We start from the raw sequence: 26,300 nt of genomic DNA on the forward strand, positions 1-26,300 counted from the left end.
GATCTGGAGAACCCCCATGTCCCCGTGGCCCATGTACACCGGTACGGAAGAGCCACATGACGGCATGTCGCAACTGCCTGGCCCCCCACCCTGGCGGGCCTTCGACGGCGGACCCGCACTGCCCCCTCCGTCGCAGCAGGACGACTCCGCGTCCTCCGACCGAGAACACCGGGCGAACACTTACCAGGCGACACGGGAGAGCGTCGAACTGGTCAACGCCGCACTGGTTCTACGCAGGCCGCTGTTGATTACCGGCCCACCCGGCAGCGGCAAGTCGTCTCTACCCTATGCCGTGGCCAGGGAACTGAAGCTGGGCCCCGTGCTGCGCTGGAACATCAGCAGCCGCACCACCCTTCAGGACGGTCTGTACCAGTACGATCCGATGACTCGCCTGTACGCCGCCAGCAAGGAAGCGGGGCGCAAGCGGCCGGAAGAGGCCAGCGAGGGGAGTTCTGCAGCCGACACCATCGAGGACCATCTGCGGCTCGGGCCCCTGGGAACGGCCCTGCTCCCCTACGAGAAGCCCCGCGTGCTCCTCATCGACGAGATCGATAAGAGCGACCTCGATCTGCCGAACGACTTGCTCAACGTACTAGAGGAAGGCCAGTACGAGATCCCGGAACTGGTGCGTGCCGCCCGGCACACACCCAAAGCGCAACTGATGGTCTCGGACAGCGAGGACCGCGCGGACGTCGACCGGGGGCGCGTCCGCTGCCGCGCCTTCCCGTTCATCGTGCTGACCAGCAACGGCGAGCGGGAGTTTCCTCCCGCGTTCCTACGCCGGTGCGTGCCTCTACACCTCCGTCGGCCTGAGCCGGACCACCTGGAAGCGATCGTGCGGGCTCATCTCGGAGAACTCGACGAGGAGACAAAGCGGATGGTCGCAACGTTCCTGGAGCGCAGCAGTACGGGTGAACTGGCCACCGACCAGCTACTCAACGCCATCTACCTCTCCAGGGTTCCAGGTCTGGAGGCGGATTCCCGCGAGGCTCTGGCCGCCAGCCTCATGACCCATCTCGGCCCGGCAGTGCAGTTCCATGACTACTGATCCGGCTCACCCGTCGTCCCCGTCCGAACTGAAGCGTCTCCTCGACGTCCTCGACCGGGCGGGCGAACACGGCTCGACCGCGACCGAGCTCGCCGAGCTGATCTGGCTGGCAAGTCACAGCGGCGTGCCCGCACCCTCCGCGGACGTCGGCTCCGGAGAGCAGGCGCGGGACACATCAGACACTTTGCCTGCTGACACCGCGGCGCCCGCCGATGTCCCGAAGCCTATGCCGCCGGCCCGCCCTAGCCTCCCAGTGTCGGTCCGGTCTGAGACCGAGCAGTCGGACGGAGACTCGTACGCGTCGCTGCTGACCCCGCTGCCACCCATGCTGCCGCACCCGCTTTCCCTCCAGCGGGCCCTGCGCCCGCTGGGGCGTCGGGTGCCTTCCCGCCGAGACATGGAGCTGGACGAGCGGGGCACGGCGCACCGGATCGCCTGCCAGGGCGCATTGCCCGGTACCTGGCTGCCCGTACTCCGAGCGAAGCCCGAGCGCTGGCTCACCCTCCACCTCGTGTACGACGCGGGGCCGACGATGCCCATCTGGCGTCCGCTCCTCCGGGAGCTGCATCACGTCATCGGCCAGACCGGCGCGTTCCGGCGAATCCAGCTCCTGGAACTGACTCATGACGGGCAGCTGCGCCAGTCGCCCGGTGGGCGGCCAGCCACGCTGCCCCCGCGCGACGGCCGTGCCGTGGCGCTCATCCTCAGCGACTGTAGCGGCCCTCAGTGGTACGCCGGTTCCAAGGGAGCTTCGGACTGGTACCGGACGCTGGGCCGCTGGGCGCGCATGATGCCGGTAGCCATCGTCCAGCCCCTCCCGGAGCGGCTCTGGCGGCGCAGCGCGCTGCCAGGCACCGCGGGTCTGCTGACGGCACGCGGGCCGCTCGCTCCCAGTTCGACCCTGCGGTTCGCGCCATTCGACCCAGCCGGCGAGGAGATTGCCGGGCTGTCGTTGCCCGTTCTGGAGCCCTCCGCCCGCTGGTTCGCGCACTGGTCTGAACTTGTGGCGGGACGCCCCGGCACCGAGGTTCCTGGGGTGGTCACCACGCTGCCCACCGACCCATCGGTCGCACCTCAGGAAGCTGGACGGTCCGTGCCCCGTGCCCTCTCCCCGGAGGACACGGTCCTCAATTTCCGCGCCTACGCCTCCCCTCAGGCCCTCCGACTCGCCGCCCACATAGCGGTGGGCGAACCGAGCATTGCCTTGATGCGGCTCGTACAGGCGGCCACGGAGCCGCAGCACTTGGCCGAAGTCGTCCTGAGCGGTCTACTCACAACGCCTCCCGGAAAGCCGCCTCACGTGGGCCACTACACGTTCCGCCCCGGCGTACGTGACGTACTGCTACGCACCTTGCCCCGCTCGGCGGCCGTGCGCATCGGCGCCGTCATCGAGCGTTACGCCGGCTCCCGGCTCGGGGAGTTCCCCGTCGACGTGCTGACGGGAGGCACCGGAGGTACCGAGGGGGTGCAAGGGCGCCGACATAGGGAGCCACTTGCGACAGTGCCCGAGGAAGTCCTACAGAGACTGGGCCACGGCCCCACCGAACCTCCCGACTCGGGCTCGCTCGTTGCCGGACGCTACCGGCTGAAGCAGCAACGGCACGTCCAGGCGACGGCCGCCCTCTGGCGAGGGACGGACGAACGGCTGGGTCGAGAGGTGACCCTCAAGCTCTTCCAGGTACCGAGGAGAAGCAAGGAAGCAAGGAGCAGATTCCTAGCCGACGCAGAACGGCTGGCCGCACTCAACATTCAGGGACTGGTGCGAATCGGCGACTTCGGATTCCACAACGATCGACCGTACCTGGTGACGAATGCCGTCGAAGGGGAGGACTTCGGACGACTACTGATGAACCCCGCCCCGGGGAATCCGCCCATGGAGGTAATCAGAACGGTCGGCGCACAACTAGCCCGGACCATCGCCGAGTTCCACCTGAACGAGCTACTCCACCTCGACCTCAGCCCCTCGGCCCTCGTCATGCGCCCCGACGGGCGGGTACTCGTCATTGATCCCGGGCTCGGGGTGCACGGCCTGGCGGGCATCGGCAGCCAGGCCCACCGACAAAACGCTCTCGAGCCGTCCGGTGCCTTGCCGCCGTACCGCCCGCCCGAGGCACTCTTGGAGGTCATGGGTCTGGCCGACCACCGAAGCGACCTGTACTCACTCGGCTGCCTGCTCTACGCGATGGCCACCGGTGCCCCACCCGCCCCGGACGGCCGCGCCGTGCGCAACGCGTGGATGCACGGAGCCCCGCTCCCCCACCTGGAACTCCCCTCCGCACTCCCTCCCGAATTCGCCGCGCTCCTCAGGGACCTCCTGGCCACCGATCCCAAAGACCGGCCAGCCCAGGCAAACGAAGTGCTCGACAGACTCATGGGCACCTGGGTTGACGAGGAAATCACCGCGGTCTACCGAGCAGTACTCACCACTGACCCGGGCGGCAACCGCATGAGACGTGTGCTGCGGGACGTCATCGACGCGGTGCTCGACGGCTCGCAGACCGGCCGCTACAACCTCAAGGAGCTGTTCAAGACGGAGAAGACGCGACTGGGCGCCCTTGTGGAGATCGCGATCCAGCGTGAGTTCCACTTCGCGGACGGTCACGAGATGGACTTCAGCATCGCGGACGTAGAGGTCGACTGCCTCTTCAGCCTCACACTCGGTCACTGGATGTTCCCTCCCGCAACGTTGGGCCACCTCTGTCTGCTGGTCTGGGCAGACGACAACCAAAACAAGTGGAGCGTCGGCCTGCTGCGAACGAACCCAGAGTGGCTCCACCCAGCCAAGAGCCGAGATCTGAAGCGCACCCTTAAGGCCGAACACCGCAACAAGATCATGTGGCTCTGGCACAGCACGGACCTCCCAGAGAACATCCTGCTGCACATGCCCGAGGCCGACCGCGAGGCGGTACTCGGAAAAAGATCGGGCCAGTCCCGGATTAACGAACTCTTCCGGCGCGTACAGCACCGCCGGATCGGGCGCAACGTAATGCGCAGTGTGGCTCAACAGGAGGACTACATGAAGCGCATCCGCGGAAACGTTGGGGCCCGCTCCGCCCTTCGGCACGAGGGGATCATCGTCATGGGCGACTACCGGTCTCATCAGGACATCGCCGTTCAGCTCGGCCTGCCTGTGCCTGAGGTAGGAGAGTTCGTCAGCGCTCGGGTCGTACCGTCCGTGCCCGGGAATGGCAGGCCCATCGCAGAGATCGGCGGCGAATCATGGTCTTTGGCCCTGCCGGGAGACCCACAGGTCACCGCACCAGAACTCCCTACCACATCCGCCGTCGATGGCCAGCAATAAGCTCACCGCCGAGATGAGTTCGCGGCAGAGGCGGAAAAACCAGGAGCCTGCTGTCGCAGATGCGTCATGAGGATGACGCCCGTAGGATCAGAGCGGTCGAGGCGCCTGCCACCTCACTGGCAGCCCACGCGGCTGCGTCCTCAACGAACTCTCGCGGCAGATCCCTCGCAAAGTAACCCGCGACGAACACCACGATCCCTGCGATCGCGATGCACGCGGCCTTCCTTACTTCCTGTCGCGGCCCTAAGGCTTCACCGTGGGGTGAGCGGGGAGCCATGTCACTCCAGGCCGCCGGTCGCCTCCTGGTGCACGGTGAACACCGAGATGAGCTCGTCCTGCATCGAGGCATTGGGAGCCAGGTTCCATGCCCCGATGTACCCACGCCAGGGTCTGTGGCAAGGAGCCACAGCCAAGTGTCGGGCTCCAGAAGGCATCTTCTGACCCGCTGGCTGGCCGGCAACCGGTCCTGGAGATCGAGCCGATGCATCCGCACAGGTGCCGATAGGCCGATGCGTCGCGACGCACAAGCATGGCGTGTTACGGGTTCTGGTTGACTCCGTGGTGGAGGTACCAGTTGCTGTCGGCAAGGCCGTAACGCAGCGCTGTGTCCCAGGTGTTGAGTCCATGGGTGCTGGCGTGCTGCTCAGCGTCCTCTTGCAGGTGTGCAGTCAGGGCCGAGAGGCCGCTCTCGCGTCGAATCTTTTGGTGGAGCCACTGGTTGGCGGTCAGCACGGATATGCAGAACTCGGCATAGCGCTGTGCCAGGTTGAACGTGACGAAATGGTGCCCGACACGAGCACGCAGCTCAGCGTCCCATACAGGCAGGGCCTGAATGCGGAACTGCACGGGCCAGCTTGTGATGTCGGCGAAGAGGTAGCGTCCGGCCTGGCCGGGGCGGTCGTAGTAGGGATGGAGAGTGCGCTGGCTGGCTGTGGCGCCGATCCGGTCGCCTTTGGCCTGGTTGCACTTGCTGCATGCCGGCACCAGGTTGACCGGGCAAATCGTGAAGAGAGGCAGCGTGTCCTTGGGCAGGTGATGGTCGAGCGAGCCGATCTCACTGTTGCCGCACAGCAGGCAACGCCCGAACGGCGCGCGGGCCTTCAGTTCGTCGTACTTCTCTCTCCCGTGCTTCCGCCCGACCAGCCCCGCACTGTAGAGATTCCTGAGGTGCTCCCCGTCGCGGTCGGGAATCTGCTCCTCAGCATCCCGCGCAGTCACGGCTAGCGCGTAGAGGGCGTTGTGCTCGGCAGCGTCGGTATAGGTCTTCTCGGCAGCAGACAGGTCCTTCTCACGGGCCAGGAGCCGTAACCTCAAGACGGAGTTCTGCATCCGCCCGCAGGCAGCGGTCAGTGTGTCTTTGACCTTCATCGCGGGGGGATCGAGCGGAATCATGAGGCGTTCCCGTCCCGGCTGAGAGTGAGGACGCGCAGCAGGCCGCGGGCTTCGCTGCCCAGGGATTCGAAGTCCGCCAGGATCTCTTGATAGCTGCGCCCCTCGGCGACCTCCTTGGCCAGGGCCGCATAGAAGCCGGTGGCGGTGGACTCCAAGCCGAAAGCCTCGTGGGTGAGTGCGCTGACGTTCTCACCGTAGGTTTCCATCAGCGGCCGCTCGGCTGTCACGACGTCGCCATAGCGGCGCAACTTGTAGACGCACGCCTTCGGTACTTCCTGCAGGACCACCGGTGAGTGCGTGGCCACGACCGCCATCCCGTTGACATCGGAAAGGAAGTCAGACAGCGCACGGATGAACGCTGACAACAGGGGGGGCTGTAGATGCGCTTCGGGCTCGTCCATGAAGACGACCGTGCGCTCGGTCACCTCCTGGACCAGTCGTGTCAAGGTCAGCAAGGCGATCTTGTGGCCAGAGCTCAGCGGTGCAAAGAGCCGCCCCGCAGCGGCCTTGAACCGGCGGTCAGAGCCCTCGGACAACAGATCTTCGAGTTCGCCTGCGTAGTCATCCAAGAATCCGGACTCCGGATAACTGAGCGTGCTCAGAATCTGCTCCCACCGGCTACGCCGGGCGCCGATTCGAGCCGTAGCGAGACTGTCGGCGAATTCCGCGGACAGGTCTTCGCTCGTCTTCAAACGCTGCGGCTCCTCACCGTCACGCAGCCCGATGTAGGCGAACCCCGCAGGAGCGTCCGGGTGATGAAGGAGTTCGTCAAAGGCACTGAAGGACACCAGTACCACGTTCGGTGTGCTCCTGGCTGTGCGTTCAGCGAGCTGGGTGACCTCGATACTCCCCGACGCCACGCCCTTAGCCATGGCGCGCATCATGCTGGTCTTGCCCACTCCATTGCGGCCGATCAGAGCATGCACGTTGCTCGGCGGCAGCGAGGCAGGACTGGCACGGAAGCCCAGTGTGGGTGGTTCATACGCTGAGCCATGAGCCTTGCGAGGCACGTAGTCCCACTGGAAATCAACAACGCGATCGCGGCCGCGGGCAATGAGGTGGAGACGCTCCAGCTCCGCGCGCGGATGGCGGACATCGCGCATCAGAGATTCTTTGAAGACTCCCAGGCCCCACACACGTTCCACAACATCCCTGCTGTAGTCATAAGCCACATCCCGCAACGCAGCCAGAACGTCGACTCTGGCGCGAGCACCCAGCCCGCTTAGCGACTCGTAGTATGTGTCCTGGACTCCCAGGCTGAAGAAACCTTCAGCGAGAGTCTCGAAGCGGCGTGGCAGGCGTTGCTCTGTCCGAAAGAACTCGTCATGGCGACTTGACCCCATCTCAAGATGCCCGATCCGAACGCCGCCAATGGACTTCGGTCGTCGCCCACGGCGCTTGATGCCTAGCTCGTACATCGTCACGTAGCCGTAGTCATTCCAGTTATCCGGAATGAGGTAAGCGCCCCTGTAGTCCTCAGGCAGATCCTGTGTCCCCTCCACCACGACGAACTGCATGATGTCGCCTCACCCCTCCCCGGGAAGCCGGGAGCCATACCAGCACGAGATCACACTGTAGTTCCAGTGCCGCGATCTGCGACGGGAACCATGGAACGCGAGAATCGCAGTTGTGCGCGGGCTAGCGCGACAGTGCCCCGTAAGATCCGGTCCCTCCGGAGCGCACCGCCAGGAGGGCCGTCCCGCTGACCGTCGTCAAGAACACCGTAGCCATCCATGCAGGCCGAGGATGCGAAGGTCACCGGCACGACGCTGGCAGAGCGACTCGGCCGCTCCGTACGGTCCGGGTATCGGTTCCTCGGCGGAGTCCAGGCTGCCAGTCCGCTGAACGCGCGAGCCCCGTCGCCGACAGACGGCAACGGGGCTCGCAGGATTGCGGCGGCGCACGTGTGACTCGTGAGGGAATCGTCAGCGCCCCCTCTTTAGCATCCGAAGGATGCGTTCAGCGAGAAGGCGGGCGTCGCGGCGTCGGGCGGGCCTCTTAGACCAGACGGCTGGCATGAAAATGCCGACGAACACAAGCAGAGGCATGCCGACTGCGGCGACGGCGATCCAGGGGCTGACTGCGACCGAGGCTGAGGTGGCGGCAAGCACACTCAGGGCGATCGGCAGTCGGCAGCTCACGGGTCAAGGTTGCTGGCCATCGCAAAATCCTTCCGATTGGAACCGGGTTTGGCGGGAACCCCGGCTCGGGTGGGTAGTGCCTCGCTCCCGTTTGGCGCCGGGGGTGAGGGACAGGCCAGGGACCAATAGTCAGAGACAGCGCAGCGCCGAGGGTGGAGGACTGGCCTGCCCTCCGGGCCCGCAGCGATGCGTCCGACACTCGCAATTGCGGCCGCTCTGCGTGGGGGTGAAGACGTTGGATAACGCGCGCGGGCCTCTGCCGCTAGGTGTAAGCACTTCGCTGCACATTCTGGGACGCCCGGAAGGTCCACGGAGGGTGCAACCGCCCGCTGTGACAATGGTGTTGCTGACACGAGGTACGCGGTGATCGACCTCGGAATCGTGGCAAAGTCCGAGCGGCTAACGTGGCGGTGTGGCTTCCGGTACGCCGGGGTCCCCACACCCCCTGTGTCCACCCGTGTCCGGGATGTCAGGAGTCAGACCCCAGATCAGGGACAGCACCCACCCACCCTCCCGCCCCCACAACACCCGAACGCGCCGTGCTCAAACTCGACCGCCGACCGCACCTATGCGGCAACGGATATTCGTTGATGGCGGCGAACGTGCGAGAGATAGCGCCGTGACGAGCGCGATGCGGCAACCCAGTGTTCCTCCGCGGAGCGGCCTCCTGATCTGCGTAGCGATCCACCGTCTTGGGCGGATGATGCACGTGAAGCCATCTCCCACCCAACAACGGTCAACAGACAGTCAGTGGCGCGTGGTACCCCTGAAGGCATGGCACCTTACGGATCATTTCCGGAATATTTTGAGGGATAAAATCGTGTATCCTCAGCGGAGTTGAGACTTGTCAGGGTTGGAGGTGGACCGTGAGTGATCAAAAGGAGTTGCTCGCAGATCCCGCCATGCTCGTCCTGGCGCGCGACTCTCGGGGGTGGACCCAGTCCGAGCTTGCGGAGCAGATGTCGCACGTGGAGGGCAACCGCATCTCGCAGGGGTACGTAAGCCGGGCCGAAGCCGGACGCATCCCGGTCCGGGCTGAGCGGGTACTCCTGTTCGCCGCCGCGCTTCGCTTCACCCCCGAGATGCTGTGCCAGGCCGCCGACACGGCCGGGGTAGGCATCGGGCTGATCCACCACCGTAAGCGAGCCTCACTGGGGGCCCCCGCACTGCGCCGGATCCACGCGACGCTGACGCTCACCCGCCTCCAGGCCGAAGCGGTATCTCAGGCGGCAGACCTCCGTCATCCCCACCGGTTTAGACCCATTGAGGTCAACGACTTCGACACCCCCGCAGACGCCGCGGAGACGGTACGCGAAGAGTGGAACGTTCCCGCCGGCCCCATAGACGACCTGGTCGCGGTGCTCGAAGACGCCAGCACCCTGGTCGTAGTCCGCGATCTGGGCACCACCGAACTCGACGCCGTAAGCCAGTGGCCGCACGGCCGGGCGCCGCTGGTTCTCCTCAACTCCACTGCCCCTGGAGATCGTTCACGCTTCAGCCTCGCTCACGAGCTGGGCCATCTGCTCATGCACCACGAGCCGGGCGAGGGACGTACTCAGGAGGCCCAAGCCGACCAGTTCGCCGCCGAGTTCCTCATGCCGCACGAGGAGATCCTGAGCGAGCTGAAGCCCGGCATCGACGTCGCCCGCCTCATGGATCTCAAAGCCCGCTGGGGGGTCTCCATGGCCGCACTCATCCGGCGGGCTGTGGACCTGGGCGTGATCACCGAATGGCAGTACCGCACGCTCATGGTCGAGTTGTCCGCACTCGGCTACCGCACCAACGAACCGATCGCCATCCGGCACGAGACCCCGCGCCATATTGCTCAGGCCGTCACCCGGCTTGCAGGACAGCACCACCTCAGTGCGACCGAGACCGCTCACCTGGCGGGGCTGGGGCGTGAGGAGTTCCACGAGATCTACCTGTGCGCTTCTTCGTCCGGACACAAGGACGTGCCGGACCCTTCTGCGAGGTGATTCATGAGCAACGCCCCCGATCCGAGGCGGCGACCGCCCGCCGTGAAGACGCTCGACCACACCGTGGCAGCGGTGCCGCTCCTGCAGGGACGCGTGCTACTGCACGAACATGCCCGGTACGCCCCTCGGCCTCGTCCTGCCCTTGATGATGACCTGAGCGGTGTGGTCATGACCAGCGCCAACGCCGACGCACGCGCCTTCCAGCTCCGCGCCGATGTCGGCTTCACAGGAACTCTTCTGATCGACAGCGCCGCCTACACCACGTACACGGCAACGGCGGAGGAACCGTTCATGGCGCCTCCCGACGAACTGTTCGCCACCGTGCACGACTCCTTGAACTTCCAGAAGGCTCGAGGCGCAAGCGCAGCACTTACGCCCACCGGCTACATACCGCCGGCGAACTCCCGGACCCTCAAAGCAGTAATGCGGGAAGCCAACCAGATCGAGCGAGCAGACACCCTGGTATCCCTCCCGATCGACGCCACCTGGCTCAACCGGGAGACCATCAGTCAGCTCATCGCGGTCTGCGCCAAGATTTGCCACCCCAAAGCCCTCATCCTCTTCCACCAGTTCGACCCGCTGGAACAGGCGAAGGACATTCCGGGCAACCTGCGGCGGCTGTTCACCGAGGTCGAGCACATGTCGCTGTTGCGCACAGACCTCGCAGCCCTCGACGTAATGGCGCATGGCGCCTTCTGTGCGGGAATCGGCGCCCAGAGCTCGCTCCGCCACGCGATACCGCCCGACGAGAAGCCCCAGATAGGCAAGCGTGGTGGCGGGCCCACGTACCCGCACGTCCTCATGCCGCAGTTAATGTGCTTCAAGGGCGCCGAATTTCTGTCCAAGGTCTACGGCAACGCCGATCCGGCAACCTGCGACTGCGAGGAGTGCGACGGGCGTGGTCTCGAGCGTTTCTACCTTTCCGACGGCGACACCCGGCGTGAGGCCGAGAACCACAACATCCTCACCTGGAGCGAATGGGTCAGCGACATGGCCAGCCACCGCGCCAGCAGCGAGCGCAAGACGTGGTGGCGCAACAAATGCGCGGCAGCCGTCGACCGCTACGCAATGGAAAACCAACGCATCGAAGTGGGCGCAAGTCCCAGGTCCGGGTTCCAAGTACCGCCGCCGCTGAAGGCGTGGGCAGCGCCGCCCGTCACTCCCTAGTTGAAAGCGGGCAGAGAGCTTAGGGCAGTTGACGGTGGACATCCTCCAGGAACTTCCAGTTGGCAACCGTATGACGTTTGCGAACAAAGGGGCTTGGCGGCACGACAACCTCCACGATTGCCCCTTGGGCACGGAGCAATCCGATGCCGTAGAAAGCTGCACGCATCACAGCCTCCTCCTTGCGCCTCAACACACCATCGATCAATACGGAACGAGCAGTGAATGGCGTGAACCGCTCGGCCTGCTCCATCGCCGACTCCCAGCCGCGTCCAGACACGAACACCATGTCGACATGTACCGGCTGGGTCGCCAGGCGGATAATCAATCCGTCGCGCCGAATCACAGCCCCCTTCGGAAGGCACTTCAACGCTCGGCGCTCCCTGTCGCTCAGTGACCCGGCAGGAACAGGCTCGCCGAGTGGCAGCGCCATCAAGAGGTTCAAGGCATCCGGTCGCGTCAGCGGTTTCATCCCTGCAGCTGCCCGTCGCTCCCGCTCTCGCGCCTCGAATCGGTAGGCCGCCACGACCTTCGCCCCCAAGGCTTCAACGACCGCCAGGCTCGCTTCGCGGGGTACGAGATCGCCGGAAGCCAGCGCTCCCGCAACCACGCCCAAGGGCTCTCGTGCCACGATTGCCATCGACCAACCCGCTCTCGTCCTGCATCGACGCTCTTCCCAGCAGGGCTGTGCGCGCCCATCCTTACCGCTTGCCCCGCGCCACCGGAAGCAGCCTCAACAACAAAGCCAACGGACCTCAACCGGCCCTAGACACGGGAACGCGTCCAAACGAACGGCAAGGCTAGTACGGACACTCACGCGATCGTCGACCACCTCCCCGGATAGCTCCGCATCGGTCACCCACCGCCCTCTCGCTGGCCAATTTGCACCCACAACTGGTCGCGGACGAGCGACTGCGATCGTAGCCATCCCGCACCACGATGCCTACAGCTGTTCGAATTCTTGGGCGCGCCCCGACTTACCGGAAGCATCTGCTCCCAAGCCGCGGCCGACCAGCGCCGCGCCAGCGGCCCCGCAGGCCGACGGGGGCAACATCTGTCACGTCCGTGTCACCAACAACGTCGACGCACCAAGACCACCAAGACCAAACCTGCGCGAACGCCACCGAACTGGACCACGTGGACGCCAGAAGACGGTTCCGACTACCTGTGCCATGTGGGACCGACACCCCTGTCAGCACCCGAGGTGCAAGATCCCGGCCCAGGGCGGCCCACACGGGATTTTTGCCCAGTATTTCCAGCCGTTTCTGCAGCTCAGAACATCAATCGGCACAGTACGTGATACTCACCGCGTCGCAAACGAGGGCAATATAGCCGAACATCGCCGGTTAGCCAAACCGGCGCTTCTGCAGACGATTGTTGTCCACCGTTTGCCCAGAGCACCACTGCGGATCAGTTCCATCAGAAGGGACTCACCGCTTCTGTGCATGCAGACCCCCACGGTTCTCCACCTGCGGGACGCGTCGCTTGTCGCCGACCGCCTTCTTCGGTATCCCTTTGGTGCTCCATACCCCCGGAGATCCACCGCCCTTGCCCACCGAACCGATAGCAGACTACACAGACCGCCAGACGCACACGAGGAATGAGGGCAGTGCCCCTTTCCTCCGAGATGACAGCCGGTCGTCTCTCCTGGCCAATGCCTGGTATTCGACGCGCGACCTCGCCGCCTGCCTGCGTATAAACACCTCGACTCTGCGCCGTTGGCGCACCGCTCGGCCACCCCAGGGCCCCGCCGTTCGTCTCCGTTTCGGAACGCGTCATCATGTACAGCGCGCTCGACGTTGAGGAATGGCTGCGTCGCCACCGGACCGTCCCGCGCCGAGACGCATGATGGCCGACAAAGCCATCGTGCCGGTCGGTGTCCGACTCACCACCGACATCGAGTACCGGCCTGATCGCCCCAACCCGTACCACGCGCGAGTCCGCTGGTTCGACCCGGCTACGAAGCGGCGCCTGTCCCTGTCGGAGGGGAAGGCGGACGAAGATGAAGCGCAGGAGTGGCTCCAGTCCATCATCGAAGCGGCTGAGGCAGGACTGTCCCCGTCGCTCGCCACCATGAAGCTCGCCGAATACGGCAACGCGAACATGGACCTCGCCCTGCGCGGCCTGGAGTTGAAAACACTCGACCCCTACCTGTCAGGCTGGCGGATGCGCGTCGTGCCCGCCCTGGGCCACGTCGCGGTCCGGATGATCACCAACGGCGCTGTCGACCGCACCGTGCAGAACTGGATCGCCGACGAGCTCAGCCGCTCAACGGTCAAGAACACCATCGCCGTCCTGGTCCGCGTCATGGAGCAGGCAGTCCGCGACGGCATCATCAAGGTGAACCCCGCCCGGGTGACCGGCTGGCAGAAGCTCTACAAGCAGGCCGAGGACGAACTCCTCGACCCACGCGCGCTCGCCCTGCCCGACTGGGAAACACTCGTCGCACTGGCCGACGCACTCGTCGCCGCATCCCACGACCAGTACCGCGGCTGGGGAGACGTGGTCACCTTCGCCGCGTGCACCGCCGCACAGATCGGGGAGATCTCAGGCTGCCGCGTCGGAGACATCGACACCACCCAGTGGATCTGGACCGTCCGGCGTCAGACCACACCCGCGCCCGGCGGGCTGACCGACAAAGGCACCAAGGGCAAGCGGGCCCGCAAGGTTCCCATCGTCGAGGAGATCCGCCCCCTCGTCGCCCAGCGCATCCTGTCCGCCGGCCCCAATCCGGACGCCCGCCTGTTCACGGGCCCGCGAGGCGGACGTATCTCCACCGCCGTCCTGCGCGACGCCACACACTGGGACGACGTGGTCACCAAGCTCGGCTACGAACATCTGCGCCGCCACGACCTCCGGCACACCGCGCTGACCTGGTTCGCCGACGCCGGGGTCCAAGTGCATGTCCTCCGCAGGATCGCCGGCCACGGTTCACTGACCACCACCCAGCGCTACCTGCACCCGGATGTCCACAAGATCACGGCCGCCGGGGCGGCGCTCTCTGCCCACTTCAACGTGCTGCGCGCACCACGCTCACTGCCGAGCCCCATCGTCATGACCCGCTGACCCGGTCAAGGAGGCCGGACCTCAACTGGTCCCCAACTGGTCCCCAAAAATGATCAGGGCCGGTTTCGGATTGCTCCGAAACCGGCCCTGATCTGCGACTGTCTCCAGTCGGGACGACAGGATTTGAACCTGCGACCCCTTGACCCCCAGTCAAGTGCGCTACCAAGCTGCGCCACGTCCCGCTGCCCGCCTGACCTGGGCTTTTCCCCTGGCCGAACGCGCATGAGAACAATACCGCACTTGAGCGGGTGGTCACGAACCCCTTTCCTCTTGACCTCAACCTTGGTCGAGGTTGAACACTGGGGGGCATGACGCACACGACTGCCGCACCGGTACACGGATACCGCGACCTGAACCGTCTGATCAGCCTGATGACGGGCGACGAGAAGCACGGCCCCGCCGCCCATTCCACGCTCGATGCCCTGTGGGTGCTGTACGACCGGGTACTGCGGGTCACGCCCGACACCGTCGACGCCCCGGGGCGGGACCGCTTCCTGCTCTCCAAGGGGCACGGGCCGATGGCGTACTACGCCGTTCTCGCGGCGCGCGGATTCTTCGGCGAGGAGCTGCTGCCCGGCTTCGGGTCCTACGACTCGCCACTGGGGCACCACCCGGACCGGCTGCTGGTGCCGGGCGCGGAGATCGGCAGCGGGTCGCTGGGCCACGGGCTCCCGCTGGCCGTGGGGAGCGTGCTGGGGCTGCGGGCCCAGGGGCTCACCGATCCGCGGGTGTGGGTGCTGATCGGGGACGCGGAGCTGGACGAGGGCAGCAACCACGAGGCGATCGCCTACGCCGGTCCCGCCGGGCTGGAGCAGCTGCACACCCTGGTGATCGACAACGCCTCCGCGACCCACGCGCTGCCCGGTGGCATCACCGCCCGGTTCGAGGCCGCCGGATGGTCCGCGGTGACCGTGGACGGGCGGGATCACGAGGCGCTGTACGGGGCGTTCACCACGCCGCACCCGGGGCGGCCCCTCGCCGTGGTCGCCCGCGTGGAACCCAAGCCCTGACATCCCACGAGCGACGAGTGCACGAGCCGTCGGTCCCGGTTGCGCCCGGACCGGCGCGAAGACCAGCGACAACGGAGGAACATCCCCCATGGACACGATGCGTGACCGCTTCATCGCCACCACCTCACAGCTCCTGGACGAGGACCCGCGGCTGGCCCTCGTACTGGCCGAGATCAGCCGCGACGGCTTCGACGCCGCCCAGCGGGCCCATCCGGACCGGGTGATCAACGTGGGTATCCGGGAGCAGCTGCTGATCGGAGCGGGCGCCGGGATGGCGCTGACCGGGATGCGGCCCCTCATCCACACCTTCGCGAGCTTCCTGGTGGAGAGGCCGTTCGAGCAGGTCAAGCTGGATCTCGGGCATCAGGGCGTGGGTGCGGTCCTGGTCAGCGCCGGAGCCTCCTACGACTGGCCGGCCGGAGGTTTCACCCATATGTCTCCGGGTGACGTGGCGCTCCTGGACACGCTCGACGACTGGACCGTGCTGGTGCCGGGCCACCCCGACGAGGCCGAGGCGCTGCTCCGGGAGGCGGTCGTGGGGGACGGCCGGGTGTACGTGCGGCTCTCGCTCCAGGCGAACCGGGAGGGGCGGCCCGTGGGCGGGCCCGGCTTCACCGTGGCGCGGGAGGGACGCGGCGGCACGGTGATCGCGGTCGGGCCGATGCTGGACAACGTCCTCGCGGCGGTCGCTGACCTGGACGTGAGCGTGCTGTACGCGACGACGGTGCGCCCCTTCGACGCGGCCGGGCTGCGGCGGGCGGTCGGCGCGGGCACCGGCGCCGATGTGGTGATCGTGGAGCCGTATCTGGCGGGCACCTCGACGGCGGCGGCCAACGACGCGCTCGCGGAGCTGCCCCACCGGGTGCTCGGCCTGGGGGTGGGCCGGGCGGAGCTGCGCCGGTACGGGCAGTTGGACGAGCACCTGACGGCGCACGGGCTGGACCCTCGGGGGCTGCGCGAGCGGATCACGGGATTCCTGCGGGCCTGAGCCCCGGCCCGCCGGACCCGGCGGGCCGGCCCCTCGGCCGCCCGGCACGATCCGCCGCCCGGCACGATCCGCGGCCCGGCTTCCACGCCGGGCGGCGCCCACCCGGCACCGCGCGGTCACAGCGAGCCCCGCAGACCCCGCCCGGCACCGCGAGCCCCGCAGACCCCGCCCGTCACCGCGCGGTCACAGCGAGCCCCGCAGACCCATTGACCCCGCGGAAGAGGTGAACCTACGCTGAACGGCGTACTTCAGAAAGCGCTTTCTACACCCCCGCAGCCGGCATCTACCGCACAGGGAGCGCCCATGAGTCATCGTCCGTTACGCCATGCCCCGTCGGGCAGACAGCCTTGGCGCGATCGCGTCCCACGCGGCCTCCCCTCGCCGCTCATCGCTCTCATCTCGCTCCTGGCGCTGCTTGTCGCTCTGCTGGTGGCCACACCACCCGGAGCGCAGGCAGCGCCTTTTCGTGTCCTCGTCTACTCCGAGGTCACCAACTTCACCCATGACTCGATCCCCGCCGGAATCGCGGCGGTCAAGAAGCTCGGCGCCGAGAACGGCTTCGAGGTGGAGGCGACGGACGATTCCGCCGTCTTCAACGACACCGATCTGTCCCGCTTCCAGGCGGTCGTCTTCAACAACACCAACTCCACACCGGAGAAGGGCGATCTGCTGACTGCCGCGGAACGGGCCGCCCTGCAGAAGTACATCCGCGCGGGCGGCGGCTGGGTGGGGCTGCATGCCGCGTCCGCCGGCGAGCGGGACTGGGACTGGTACGAGGGGCTGGTCGGCGCGATATTCGACCAGCACCCGGCCGTGCAGACCGGCAGGGTGAAGGTGCTGGACCACGCGCACCCCTCCACCAAGGATCTGCCCGAACTCTGGGAGCGTACGGAGGAGTGGTACAACTGGCGCTCCAATCCGACCTCCAAGGTGCACACCCTCGCGCAGATCAAGGTGCGTGACGGCATCACCGGCCTGGACGAGGGCGTGGACCATCCGTGGTCCTGGTGCCAGAACTACGACGGCGGCCGTTCCTGGTTCACCGCGGGCGGGCACGCCGCGTCCGCGTTCCAGGAGGAGGGCTTCGTCAAGCATCTGCTGGGCGGCATCCAGTGGGCGGCGGGCGCCGAGCAGGGTGACTGCACCGCCACCCGGACCGGTTCGTTCCAGCGCACCGCGCTGGCCACCGACGATCTCGCCGACCCGTTCGAACTGGCCGTCGCGCCCGACCGGCGGGTGTTCTTCGCCCAGCGCACCGGGAGGCTGAAGGTCATCGACCAGCAGACCATGAAGGTGTCCACGGCGCTGGACCTCGCGTACACCCCGGAGATGACCAGCCAGTCCGACGGGCTGCTCGGTCTGGCCCTCGATCCGGGCTTCGCGCGGAACAACTGGCTCTATCTGCTGCACTCCGACAAGAGCGAGAAACGGCTGAACCTGTCCCGGTTCACGGTCAACGGCAACACCGTCGACACCGCGTCGGAGAAGAGGCTGCTGACGGTCCCGACCCTGCGGGGCGAGGGCCGGGCCAATTCCCATATGGCCGGTTCGCTCGCCTTCGACAAGAACGGCAACCTGTACGCGGCGACGGGCGACAACACCGATCCCTTCGCCTCGGACGGATTCACCCCGATCGACGAGGGCGAGGGCCGGCGCGCCTGGGACGCGCAGGGCACCTCCGGCAACACGAACGACCTGCGCGGCAAGGTCCTGCGGATCACCCCGCAGGACGACGGCACGTACACCGTGCCCGAGGACAATCTCTTCGCGCCCGGTACGCAGAAGACGCGGCCCGAGATCTACGCGATGGGGATGCGCAATCCGTTCCGGATCACCACGGACCCGGTGAGCGGTGCGCTGATGGTCGCGGACTACGGGCCGGACGCCCGGTCGGCGGTGGCGGACCGGGGACCCGAGGGAACCGTCGAGTACACCCGTATCACCGAGGCGGGCAACTTCGGCTGGCCGTACTGCGTGGGCGACAACACCCCCTTCAACGACTACGACTTCACGTCGAAGAAGTCCGGCGCGAAGTTCGACTGCGCGGCGCTCGTCAACGACTCCCCGAACAACACGGGGCTGCGGGAACTCCCGCCCGCCCAGCCGGCCACGGTCTGGTACGCCTACTCCGCGTCCCCCGAGTTCCCGGAGCTGGGCACCGGAGGCGGCGGCCCGATGAGCGGTCCGGTCTACGACTACGACCCGGCGAACACGTACCGCACCAAGTTCCCCGAGTACTTCGAGGGCAAGTGGCTGAACTACGAACTGACACGGCGCTGGTTCAAGACGTTCTCGTTCCAGCAGAAGGACCAGACGTTCACCGATCCGCGGTTCGCACCCGCCAGGGCCGGTGACCTCCAGTCGGTCAACGGCATCTTCGAGGACATGGCGTGGAACCAGCCCTTCGACGCGGACTTCGGTCCCGACGGGGCGCTGTACGTCATCGACTTCGGGCTCGGCAGCGGCACCGGGCGCGGCGGCAGCAACGAGGGGGCGGGCATCTACCGGATCGACTACGTCGGTGACGGCCGGCTGCCCGACGCCAAGGTCTCCACCGACCGGGACAACGGCCCGGCACCGCTCACCGTCGCCTTCTCCAGCGCGGGTTCGGGCCTTCCGGACGATCAACCGGTCTCCTACGCCTGGGACTTCGACGGAAACGGCAGCACCGACTCGACGGAGGCGAACCCCTCGTACACCTACCGGACCAAGGGGCTGTTCACGGCGCGCCTGACGGTCACCGGCCCCGGCGGGCTGACGGGGCTGGCGGTGCGGGACATCACCGTCGGCAACACGCGGCCCGAGGTGACGATCCAACGCCCCCCGAACGGCGCCATGTTCAGCTTCGGCGACACCGTCCGGTTCACCGTGAAGGTGAAGGACGAGGAGGACGGGCGCAGCGGCCCGATCGACTGCTCGCGCGTGGTGGTGCAGTCCCAGCTCGGCCATGACACCCATCTGCATCCGCTCGACAACTACACCGGCTGCACGGGCGAGATCGTCACGGATGCCGGGGACAGCCACGGTCCGGGCCAGAACCTCTACTACGGGATCACCGCCCAGTACGAGGACAAGGGCGCCCCGGGTGCCCCCGCGCTCACCGGCTCCACCTCACTGACGCTGCGCACCACGTTCCGGGAGGCCGAGCACTTCACCGCGACCGGCGGCACCCACGACGGTGTCGTGGTCGGCGGCCGGGCGGACGCCTCCGGCGGAAAGCGGCTGACCGAGATCGAGGACGGGGACTGGATCGCCTTCGATCCGGTGAACCTCAAGGGCATCGGCTCGGTGACGGTCGGTGCGGCCTCCGGCGGCATCGGCGGCAGCGTCGAATTCCGGGCGGGCTCCCCGGCCGGCCCGCTGCTCGGCACGGTGAACGTCCCGAACACCGGCGGCTGGGACAGCGTCGTCTCGCCCACGACGGCGCTGAAGAACCCGGGTGGCAGCACCAAGCTCTACGCGGTGTTCACCCATCCGGAGTGGAGCAGCGAGAAGGCCGACCTGTTCGCGGTCGACTGGCTGCACTTCAACGGTCCGGGCGTCGAGAAGAGGCCCGGCACGATGGTCACGGTGAAGGCGGTCCCGGCGACGGGCACCGCACCCCTGACCGTGGCACTGAGCAGTGCGATCGTGCCGGTGGCGGGGCGCGAAGTCGCCTCGTACCACTGGGACTTCGGCGACAACGGCGCACCTGCGGGCACCGAGGGGGCGAGCGCGACGCACACCTATGGCCGCAAGGGCGCCTACACCGCGCGTCTGACCGTCACCGACGACAGGGGTGACACGAGCACCGGTTCCGTGCGCATCGACGTGAGGTGAGAGGAGAAGCGATGAACAGCACACGCAGAGCGTTCCTCGGTACCGCCCTGGGAGTCGCCGCGGCCACCGTTCCCGGCACGGTCCCGGCAGTCGCCGTCGGAGCGGGGCACCACCGGCGCATCCCCCGGTCCGGGATCGGCATGCACCTCTACACCATGCGTACGGCGCTGGCGACGGACTTCCGGGGCACGCTGGAGCGGCTGGCGGAGATCGGTTACGCCACGGTCGGGGTGAGCGGCCGGCACGGCAACAGCGCGTCCGCCATCCGCCGCATGCTCGACGGGACCCGCCTCAGGGCCGTGCTCGAACACGTCGGCTACGACATCGTGCGGGGGGCCGGGCTGCCGCAGGCGCTGGAGGACATCCACACACTCGGCGGGAAGTGGATCGTCGTGCCCAGCCTGCCGGGCACCCTGCACTCTCCGGCGGGATACCGGGAGGTGGCGAAGGAGTTCAACAGGGCGGGGCTGGCCGCCCGTGAGTCCGGGCTGAAGCTGCTGTACCACAACCACGGCAGCGACCACGAGGTGGTGGACGGGGTGAGCCTGTACGACATCCTGCTCACCGAGACCGATCCCGAACTGGTCGGCTTCGAGCTGGATCTGTACTGGGCGGCCAACGGTGGCGCCTCCGCCCCGGGCGAACTCTTCGTACGTCATCCGCGGCGCTTTCCCGCGCTGCATGTGAAGGACATGGCGCCGAACGGGGACTTCGCCGATGTCGGATCGGGAGTGCTGGACTTCCCCGCCATGTTCGACACGGCGCGGCAGGGCGGGGTGAGGCAGTGGCTGGTGGAGCACGACTCACCGGCCGATCCGTTCGCGTCGGCGCTGGCCAGTTACCGGTATCTGGCGCGGCTGCGGTACTGAGCGGACGGAGTACGGTCCGGCCCCGGGTGTCTCGCGACGCCGGGGCCGGACCACGTGTCCGTCGCGACGCCCGGGGCCGGACCACGTGTCCGTCGCGACGCCCGGGGCCGGACCCGTGCCCGGCGTCTCAGTCGTGGGCCGAGACCGCGCCCAGGAGGTCGCGGATGTGCCCGGCGGCCTCGCGGAACTCCGGGCGGCCCAGCGTCCGGCCGTAGTCCCGTTCCGCGGGCAGCCCGACCTCGATGATCTCCTGGATCGTGCCCGGTCGCGGGCTCATCACCACCACGCGGTCCGCCAGGTAGACGGCCTCCGAGATCGAGTGGGTGACCAGCAGCACCGTGGTGCCGGTGTCCCGCCAGATGCGGTGGAGCTCGGTGTTCATCCGCTCCCGGGTGAGGGCGTCCAGCGCCCCGAACGGCTCGTCCATCAGCAGGACCGGCGGTTCGTGCAGCAACGCGCGGCACAGGGCGACCCGTTGCTGCATCCCGCCGGACAGCTCGTGTGGATAGGCGTCCTCGAAGCCCGTCAGACCCGTCATCCGGATCAGCTCGTCGGCCCGCCCGCGTGCCTGCGCCGCGGGCATTCTGCGGATCTCCGCCTGGAGCAGGATGTTGCGCAGTGCCGATCTCCATTCCAGCAGGGCGGCGCGCTGGAACACATAACCGATGTCGTGCCGTGGCCCCTCGACCCGCTCCGCACCGAGCCGTACCTCTCCCGAGGACGCCTTGAGCAGTCCCGCGACCAGCTTGAGCAGGGTCGACTTGCCGCATCCCGAGGGCCCGACGATGGCGACGAACTCGCCGGGGCGCACATCGAGCGAGACCTCGCTCAGGGCCGTGACGTCACGTTTCCTGCTGCGGAACCGGACCGCCACACCGGTCAGGGAGACCGCCGCGGCGGCGGAGGGCGACGGTGTCCCGGTCACGGCCGACGGTGGCCCGATCACGGCCGACGGTGTCGCGTTCCTGTTCGGCATCGTCATCCCTTCAGCGCCGTCTTCTCGTCCCAGTACTCCGACACCGCCCCGGGCTCGGTGACCATGCCCGCCTCGGCGAACACGCCGATGGTCTGCTGCCAGTCCGCCTCGGTGTTGACCCCGGGGGCCTTGCCCTTCGTCGCCTCCGTGTGGAGCAGGGTGAGGGTGGTGCGGAACTGGTCCGCCAGGACCGTCTTCGGCGGCAGTTGCTCCGAGGCCCCGTCCATCGCCGCGACCGCCGGGCCGGGTGCCTTCTCCGCCGCCGCCCACGACTCGCTGACGGCCCGCACCATGCGCCCGGCCAGATCGGGCTTGGATGCGAGGATCCGCTGTCCGGCGAGCAGACCGTTGGAGTAGAAGTTCAGTCCGTTCTCGGAGAAGCGCAGATACGAGACGGGCTTCTTGGCCTTGTCCTGCATGGTGGGTCCCTGGTCGCTGGCGTAGCCCAGCAGCCCGTCGGTCCTGCCCGAGATCACGGCGGCGATCTTGCCCGCAGGGTCGGTGTTCTGGACCGTGACGTCCGACTCGCCGATGCTGTTCTTCTTCAGGAAGATCGGGAACGTCTTGGAGAGTGCGTCACCGGCCGTCCCGGCGATCGTCCTCCCCTTCAGGTCGGCGGGCGACTCGATGCCCTTGGCGTCGAAGGACTGCACCGACGCGGGAGTGGTCTGGAGGAAGACGCCGAGGCTCTTCACCTTCACTCCCTGGTCCACGCCCGCCAGCAGGGCGGGGGTGTCCGCCCAGCCGAAGTCGGTCTGGCCCGCGGCGGTCGCCTGCACGGTCTTCTGCGAGCCCTGGCCCGCCCGGATGTCCAGGTCGATGCCGTGCTTCTCGAAGATCTTCTGCTGCTCGCCGTAGTAGAACGGCGCGTGTTCGCCGTACGGATACCAGTTGAGCGTCAGCGTGACCCTGTCCAGTTTCCGGCCGGAGTCACTGGTGGTGGTCGACGTGTCGTTGCCACCGCAGGCCGTGGCCACCAGGGCGAGGGGGACGACACCGATCAGGAGTCTGCGCGCATGCATGGGCTGGCCCTTCTCGCGACGGGGTCAGTACGAGGTGGTGGCTGAGCTGTCCCGGCGGCCGGCGTGCCAGGGCAGGAGGAGCTTCTCCGCGATCTCGACGACGACGAAGAGGGCGACGCCGATCAGGGACATCACGAGCAGTCCCGCGAAGAGCATCGGGGTGTCGAGGTTGCCGTTGGCCTGGAGGATCACATAGCCGAGTCCCTCGTTCGCGCCGACGAACTCGCCGACGACGGCACCGGTCACGGCCAGCGTGACGGCGACCTTGAGGCCCGAGAAGAGATGCGGGAGGGAGGCCGGGAAGCGGATCTTGAGGAAGGTCTGCCAGGGCTTGGCGCCCATCGTCGCCGACAGCTGGAGCATCTCCGGGTCGACGGCCTTCAGGCCGGTGACCATCGAGATCACCACCGGGAAGAAGGCGATGAGGACGGCGATGAGGATCTTCGGCGTGATCCCGAAACCCAGCCAGACCACGAACAGCGGAGCGATGGCGATCTTGGGTACGACCTGGGCGAACAGCAGGACCGGATAGAGGGTGCGCTCGACGGTCGAGGAGTACACCATGACGACGGCCGCCAGCACGCCGACGGCGACCGCGATCACGAAGCCGAGCAGGGTCTCGTACGTGGTGACCCAGCTGTGCTGCCACAGGTAATCCGTCCTGCCGGTCAGCACGTCGAGGGTCGCGCCGGGTGACGGTACGAGATACGGCTCGACCAGTTCGGCCGCCGAGATCACCCACCAGACGGCGAAGCAGGCCAGCAGCAGGGCGACGGGGCGCCAGCTCTGCTCGGCCGCCCGGCCGAGCCGCTCCCCCGCCGACGGGCCCGGCCTTCCGGCAACTCCCGCCACATCGGGGGGACTTTTGGCCAACGCGCTCTGGGTCACTGTGAACTCCCTGCACTTCGGGGGCAGTTGTGGAGAGCTGTGCGATCCTGCGATGCCGGAGAAGGCGCTTTCAGAAAGCGCTTTCTGGTAGGGTTGCCGCCACGCTAATGACTGTCCGTACGCACGGTCAATAGGTCGTCCCGAAGTTTCGGGGCCCTGCCACCACCGCACCCCCGGGGGTCGAGTTGAGTGAACGGGAAGCACTGGCCCGCCCGGAGCAGCGACGCCGCGGAACGGCCCATGTGACGCTCGACGCCGTGGCCCGCGAGGCCCGGGTCTCGCTCGCCACCGCCTCACGTGTCCTCAACGGCACCGCCCGGGTCCGCGAGGAACTGAGCCAGCGGATGCGCACGGCGGCCGGCCTGCTCGGCTACATCCCGAACGCGCACGCCCAGGCCCTGGCCGGCGCCGACGGCAACCGCACGGTGGGGGTGATCTGCCATGACGTCAGCGACCCCTACTTCGCGGCCATCGCCAGCGGGGTGATGCGGGCGGCCGCGGAGCGGAACCTGCTGGTGATGCTGGCCTCCACGTTCCGGGAGCCGGCCCGGGAGATCCGTTACGTCTCCCTGCTGCGGGCGCAGCGCGCGCGGGCCATCCTGCTGATCGGCTCCGGGTTCCAGGACCGGGCCTGGGAGCGCGCGATGGACGCCGAACTGGAGCCGTACGTACGCGCGGGCGGGCGGGTGGCCGTGGTCAGCCGGCACCGGAGTCTGCGGGTGGACACCGTGCGTCCGGAGAACCGGGCGGGTGCGGCGGCCCTCGCCCGGACGCTGGTGGGGCTGGGGCACCGGGCCTTCGCGGTGCTCACCGGGCCGCCCGGGCTGACGACGGTCGCCGACCGGCTCGGCGGGTTCCGGGAAGGGCTCGCCGAGGCGGGCATCCCGCTCGGCCAGGTGGTGGAGGGGGCCTTCACCCGGGAGGGCGGGCATGCCGCGGCGCGTCAACTGCCGGCGGCCGGGCGGCCGTTGCCGACCTGTGTGTTCGCGGTGACCGATGTGATGGCCGTGGGTGCCCTGGCCGCCCTGCGGGAGGCGGGACTGCGGGCGCCCGAGGACGTGTCGCTCGCGGGGTTCGACGACATTCCCCTCGTACGGGAGCTGTCGCCGCCGCTCACCACGGTGGCGCTCCCGCTCACCGCGATGGGCGAGAGCGTGATCGCGCTCGCACTCCGGGAACCGACGGCGGAGGGCCGGTCCCGGGTGCTGCGGATCGAGGGGGACGTGGTGCTGCGGGGCAGTACGGGGGCGCCGCCGAGCGGATGACGGGGCGACCGGCCGAGGCGGCCCGGCGCCCGAGTGGCGGACGCGGCGTGTACGGGGCGGGCGCACACGGCCCCGTACAGGCAGGTGGGCGTACGCGCACGGGGCCGGGCCGGGCGCACACGCGGACGTGCGCGCCGGGCCGGCCCCGGGGCGGTGGTCAGCCCTCGCGGACCTGGCCCCGTTCGAAGTACGCCGCCAGTTCCGGGTCCAGCGCGGGCACCCTGGCCGGGGTGCCGCCGTCGCGCAGCGAGGCCGTGGCACGCACCCCCGCGGCGACCGCCATCCGGGCCGCCACCGGTGAGGTGTCCGTGCGACCGCCCTCCCGGACGAACCGCAGGAACTCGTCCACCAGCAGCGGATCGGCGCCGCCGTGCCCGGCGTTGTCCTCGGCGGCCGGGATCTCGTGGATCTCGTCCGCGTCCGGGCGGTAGCCGGAGCGCCGGGTGTTCCAGACCTTCACACAGCCGCCGGGGCCGTCGCCGAAGTTCTCCAGGCGGCCCGCGTCGCCGATGACGGTGTAGTTGCGCCAGTAGTCGGGGGTGAAATGGCACTGCTGGTAGGAGGCCAGCACACCGTTGTCGAGGCGCATGTTGAGCAGGGACACGTCCTCGACGTCGATGACGGGGTTGAGCGCCCGCTGGGTGTGCGGGGGCCAGTGGCCGTCCTTGGTGTACCAGTCGTCGGCCTTGGGCTCCCCCGGCTCGCGGCGGTGCGGGTTGTCGCCGTAGACCATCAGGTCGCCGAGGGCCTGGACGTCCTTCGCGTAGCCGCCCGCGAGCCAGTGCAGGACGTCGATGTCGTGGGCGGCCTTCTGGAGCAGCAGCCCGGTCGTGTACCGGCGTTCGGCGTGCCAGTCCTTGAAGTACCAGTCGCCGCCGTAGCCGACGAAGTGCCGGATCCAGACCGTCTTGATCTCGCCGATGGCGCCGTCCCGGATCAGGTCGCGCATCAGTCGGACGACGGGCATGTGGCGCATGTTGTGGCCGATGTAGAGCCGGGTGCCGGTCTCGTACGCCGTGCGCAGGATCGTGTCGCAGCGCTCGACGCTGATGTCGAGGGGCTTCTCCACGAAGACCGGCTGGCCCGCCCGGAGCGCTTCGCAGGCCAGGTCGGCGTGGGTGTGGTCGGGGGTGAGGACCAGGACCGCGTCGATGTCCGGGTCCTCGATGACCGCGCGGTGGTCGCTGGACATGGTCGCGCCGGGGAAGGCCGCGGCCGCCTCCGCACGGGCGCGCGGGTCCGGTTCCGCCAGCGCGGTGACGCGGGAGCCGGAGCCTGGCCGGTGGGCGGTGCGGGCGAGCGAGCCGCGCAGGCCGTAGCCGAGCACGCCGATGCGGAGGTCGGTCATGGGGACTTCCTTCGTTGTTCCGTGGTG

At 67.9% G+C, this 26,300-nt stretch carries 18 protein-coding genes and 1 tRNA gene; 10 read left to right on the top strand and 9 right to left on the bottom strand.

Going from position 1 to position 26,300, the window contains the following annotated elements; genetic code table 11:
• Window positions 1-16: 16 nt before the first annotated feature.
• On the top strand, window positions 17-1,048 hold the full coding sequence (locus A6A29_RS10120; protein WP_073719690.1) for an AAA family ATPase: 1,032 nt from the start codon (window positions 17-19) through the stop codon (window positions 1,046-1,048).
• Window positions 1,038-4,349, top strand: a complete 3,312-nt coding sequence (locus A6A29_RS42980) for a NaeI family type II restriction endonuclease (RefSeq protein WP_079182682.1) — start codon at window positions 1,038-1,040, stop codon at window positions 4,347-4,349. The genes A6A29_RS10120 and A6A29_RS42980 overlap by 11 nt, the downstream gene beginning before the upstream one ends.
• Before the next feature lie 278 nt (window positions 4,350-4,627).
• Here the strand turns inward: A6A29_RS42980 and A6A29_RS47495 are convergent, their stop codons facing one another.
• The 3 genes from A6A29_RS47495 to A6A29_RS10140 all read right to left on the bottom strand — a co-directional run bounded on the left by A6A29_RS47495 (window position 4,628) and on the right by A6A29_RS10140 (window position 7,258).
• Complete coding sequence (locus tag A6A29_RS47495; RefSeq protein ID WP_274535794.1) at window positions 4,628-4,762, bottom strand: hypothetical protein; 135 nt, start codon at window positions 4,760-4,762, stop codon at window positions 4,628-4,630.
• A 124-nt stretch (window positions 4,763-4,886) separates the two neighbouring features.
• Entirely contained in the window at window positions 4,887-5,741 is an 855-nt protein-coding gene (locus A6A29_RS10135; protein WP_073719691.1) for a hypothetical protein, read from the bottom strand.
• Window positions 5,738-7,258 carry an ATP-dependent nuclease gene (locus tag A6A29_RS10140; RefSeq protein WP_073719692.1) on the bottom strand — a complete coding sequence of 507 codons (1,521 nt, stop codon included), beginning with the start codon at window positions 7,256-7,258 and terminating at the stop codon, window positions 5,738-5,740. The genes A6A29_RS10135 and A6A29_RS10140 overlap by 4 nt, the downstream gene beginning before the upstream one ends.
• 1,490 nt (window positions 7,259-8,748) lie before the next feature.
• Here A6A29_RS10140 and A6A29_RS10145 point away from each other — a divergent pair.
• Window positions 8,749-9,858, top strand: coding sequence for an XRE family transcriptional regulator (locus A6A29_RS10145; protein ID WP_241838408.1), 1,110 nt, complete (start codon window positions 8,749-8,751; stop codon window positions 9,856-9,858).
• Window positions 9,859-9,861: 3 nt separating this feature from the next.
• Window positions 9,862-11,025: a hypothetical protein gene (locus tag A6A29_RS10150; RefSeq protein WP_073719694.1), complete on the top strand. Its 1,164-nt coding sequence runs from the start codon at window positions 9,862-9,864 to the stop codon at window positions 11,023-11,025.
• A gap of 19 nt (window positions 11,026-11,044) precedes the next feature.
• Here the strand turns inward: A6A29_RS10150 and A6A29_RS10155 are convergent, their stop codons facing one another.
• Complete coding sequence (locus A6A29_RS10155; RefSeq protein ID WP_073719695.1) at window positions 11,045-11,662, bottom strand: hypothetical protein; 618 nt, start codon at window positions 11,660-11,662, stop codon at window positions 11,045-11,047.
• Window positions 11,663-12,870: 1,208 nt separating this feature from the next.
• Between A6A29_RS10155 and A6A29_RS10165 the strand changes: the two genes are divergently transcribed.
• Window positions 12,871-14,088, top strand: coding sequence for a site-specific integrase (locus A6A29_RS10165; protein ID WP_073719696.1), 1,218 nt, complete (start codon window positions 12,871-12,873; stop codon window positions 14,086-14,088).
• A gap of 108 nt (window positions 14,089-14,196) precedes the next feature.
• On the opposite strand, the gene A6A29_RS10170 is transcribed toward A6A29_RS10165, so the two are convergent.
• Window positions 14,197-14,270, bottom strand: a tRNA-Pro gene (locus tag A6A29_RS10170).
• A 126-nt stretch (window positions 14,271-14,396) separates the two neighbouring features.
• On the opposite strand from A6A29_RS10170, the gene A6A29_RS10175 reads away from it, so the two are divergent.
• The 4 genes from A6A29_RS10175 to A6A29_RS10190 all read left to right on the top strand — a co-directional run bounded on the left by A6A29_RS10175 (window position 14,397) and on the right by A6A29_RS10190 (window position 20,774).
• Complete coding sequence (locus A6A29_RS10175; protein WP_073719697.1) at window positions 14,397-15,098, top strand: transketolase; 702 nt, start codon at window positions 14,397-14,399, stop codon at window positions 15,096-15,098.
• 88 nt (window positions 15,099-15,186) lie between these two features.
• The gene (locus tag A6A29_RS10180) at window positions 15,187-16,086 is read left to right on the top strand and encodes a transketolase family protein (RefSeq protein WP_073719698.1); all 900 of its coding nucleotides are present in this window, start codon (window positions 15,187-15,189) and stop codon (window positions 16,084-16,086) included.
• A 303-nt stretch (window positions 16,087-16,389) separates the two neighbouring features.
• On the top strand, window positions 16,390-19,905 hold the full coding sequence (locus tag A6A29_RS10185; protein ID WP_073719699.1) for a ThuA domain-containing protein: 3,516 nt from the start codon (window positions 16,390-16,392) through the stop codon (window positions 19,903-19,905).
• An 11-nt stretch (window positions 19,906-19,916) separates the two neighbouring features.
• Window positions 19,917-20,774, top strand: a complete 858-nt coding sequence (locus A6A29_RS10190) for a sugar phosphate isomerase/epimerase family protein (protein ID WP_073719700.1) — start codon at window positions 19,917-19,919, stop codon at window positions 20,772-20,774.
• Between the two features lie 127 nt (window positions 20,775-20,901).
• Here A6A29_RS10190 and A6A29_RS10195 read toward each other — a convergent pair whose 3' ends face one another.
• The 3 genes from A6A29_RS10195 to A6A29_RS10205 are packed head-to-tail and all read right to left on the bottom strand — an operon-like array spanning window position 20,902 to window position 23,660.
• Window positions 20,902-21,756, bottom strand: coding sequence for an ABC transporter ATP-binding protein (locus A6A29_RS10195; RefSeq protein WP_073719701.1), 855 nt, complete (start codon window positions 21,754-21,756; stop codon window positions 20,902-20,904).
• A complete protein-coding gene (locus tag A6A29_RS10200) occupies window positions 21,753-22,772 on the bottom strand; it encodes an ABC transporter substrate-binding protein (protein ID WP_073719702.1) in 1,020 nt (339 codons plus the stop codon). The genes A6A29_RS10195 and A6A29_RS10200 overlap by 4 nt, the downstream gene beginning before the upstream one ends.
• A 24-nt stretch (window positions 22,773-22,796) precedes the next feature.
• Complete coding sequence (locus A6A29_RS10205; protein ID WP_073719703.1) at window positions 22,797-23,660, bottom strand: ABC transporter permease; 864 nt, start codon at window positions 23,658-23,660, stop codon at window positions 22,797-22,799.
• 242 nt (window positions 23,661-23,902) lie between these two features.
• Here A6A29_RS10205 and A6A29_RS10210 point away from each other — a divergent pair, with 242 nt between their 5' ends.
• The gene (locus A6A29_RS10210; protein ID WP_073719704.1) at window positions 23,903-24,925 is read left to right on the top strand and encodes a LacI family DNA-binding transcriptional regulator; all 1,023 of its coding nucleotides are present in this window, start codon (window positions 23,903-23,905) and stop codon (window positions 24,923-24,925) included.
• 157 nt (window positions 24,926-25,082) lie between these two features.
• Here A6A29_RS10210 and A6A29_RS10215 read toward each other — a convergent pair whose 3' ends face one another.
• Entirely contained in the window at window positions 25,083-26,273 is a 1,191-nt protein-coding gene (locus A6A29_RS10215) for a Gfo/Idh/MocA family protein (protein ID WP_073719705.1), read from the bottom strand.
• Window positions 26,274-26,300: the final 27 nt, after the last annotated feature.

This window comes from Streptomyces sp. TSRI0281 (assembly GCF_001905125.1).
GTDB lineage: Bacteria > Actinomycetota > Actinomycetes > Streptomycetales > Streptomycetaceae > Streptomyces.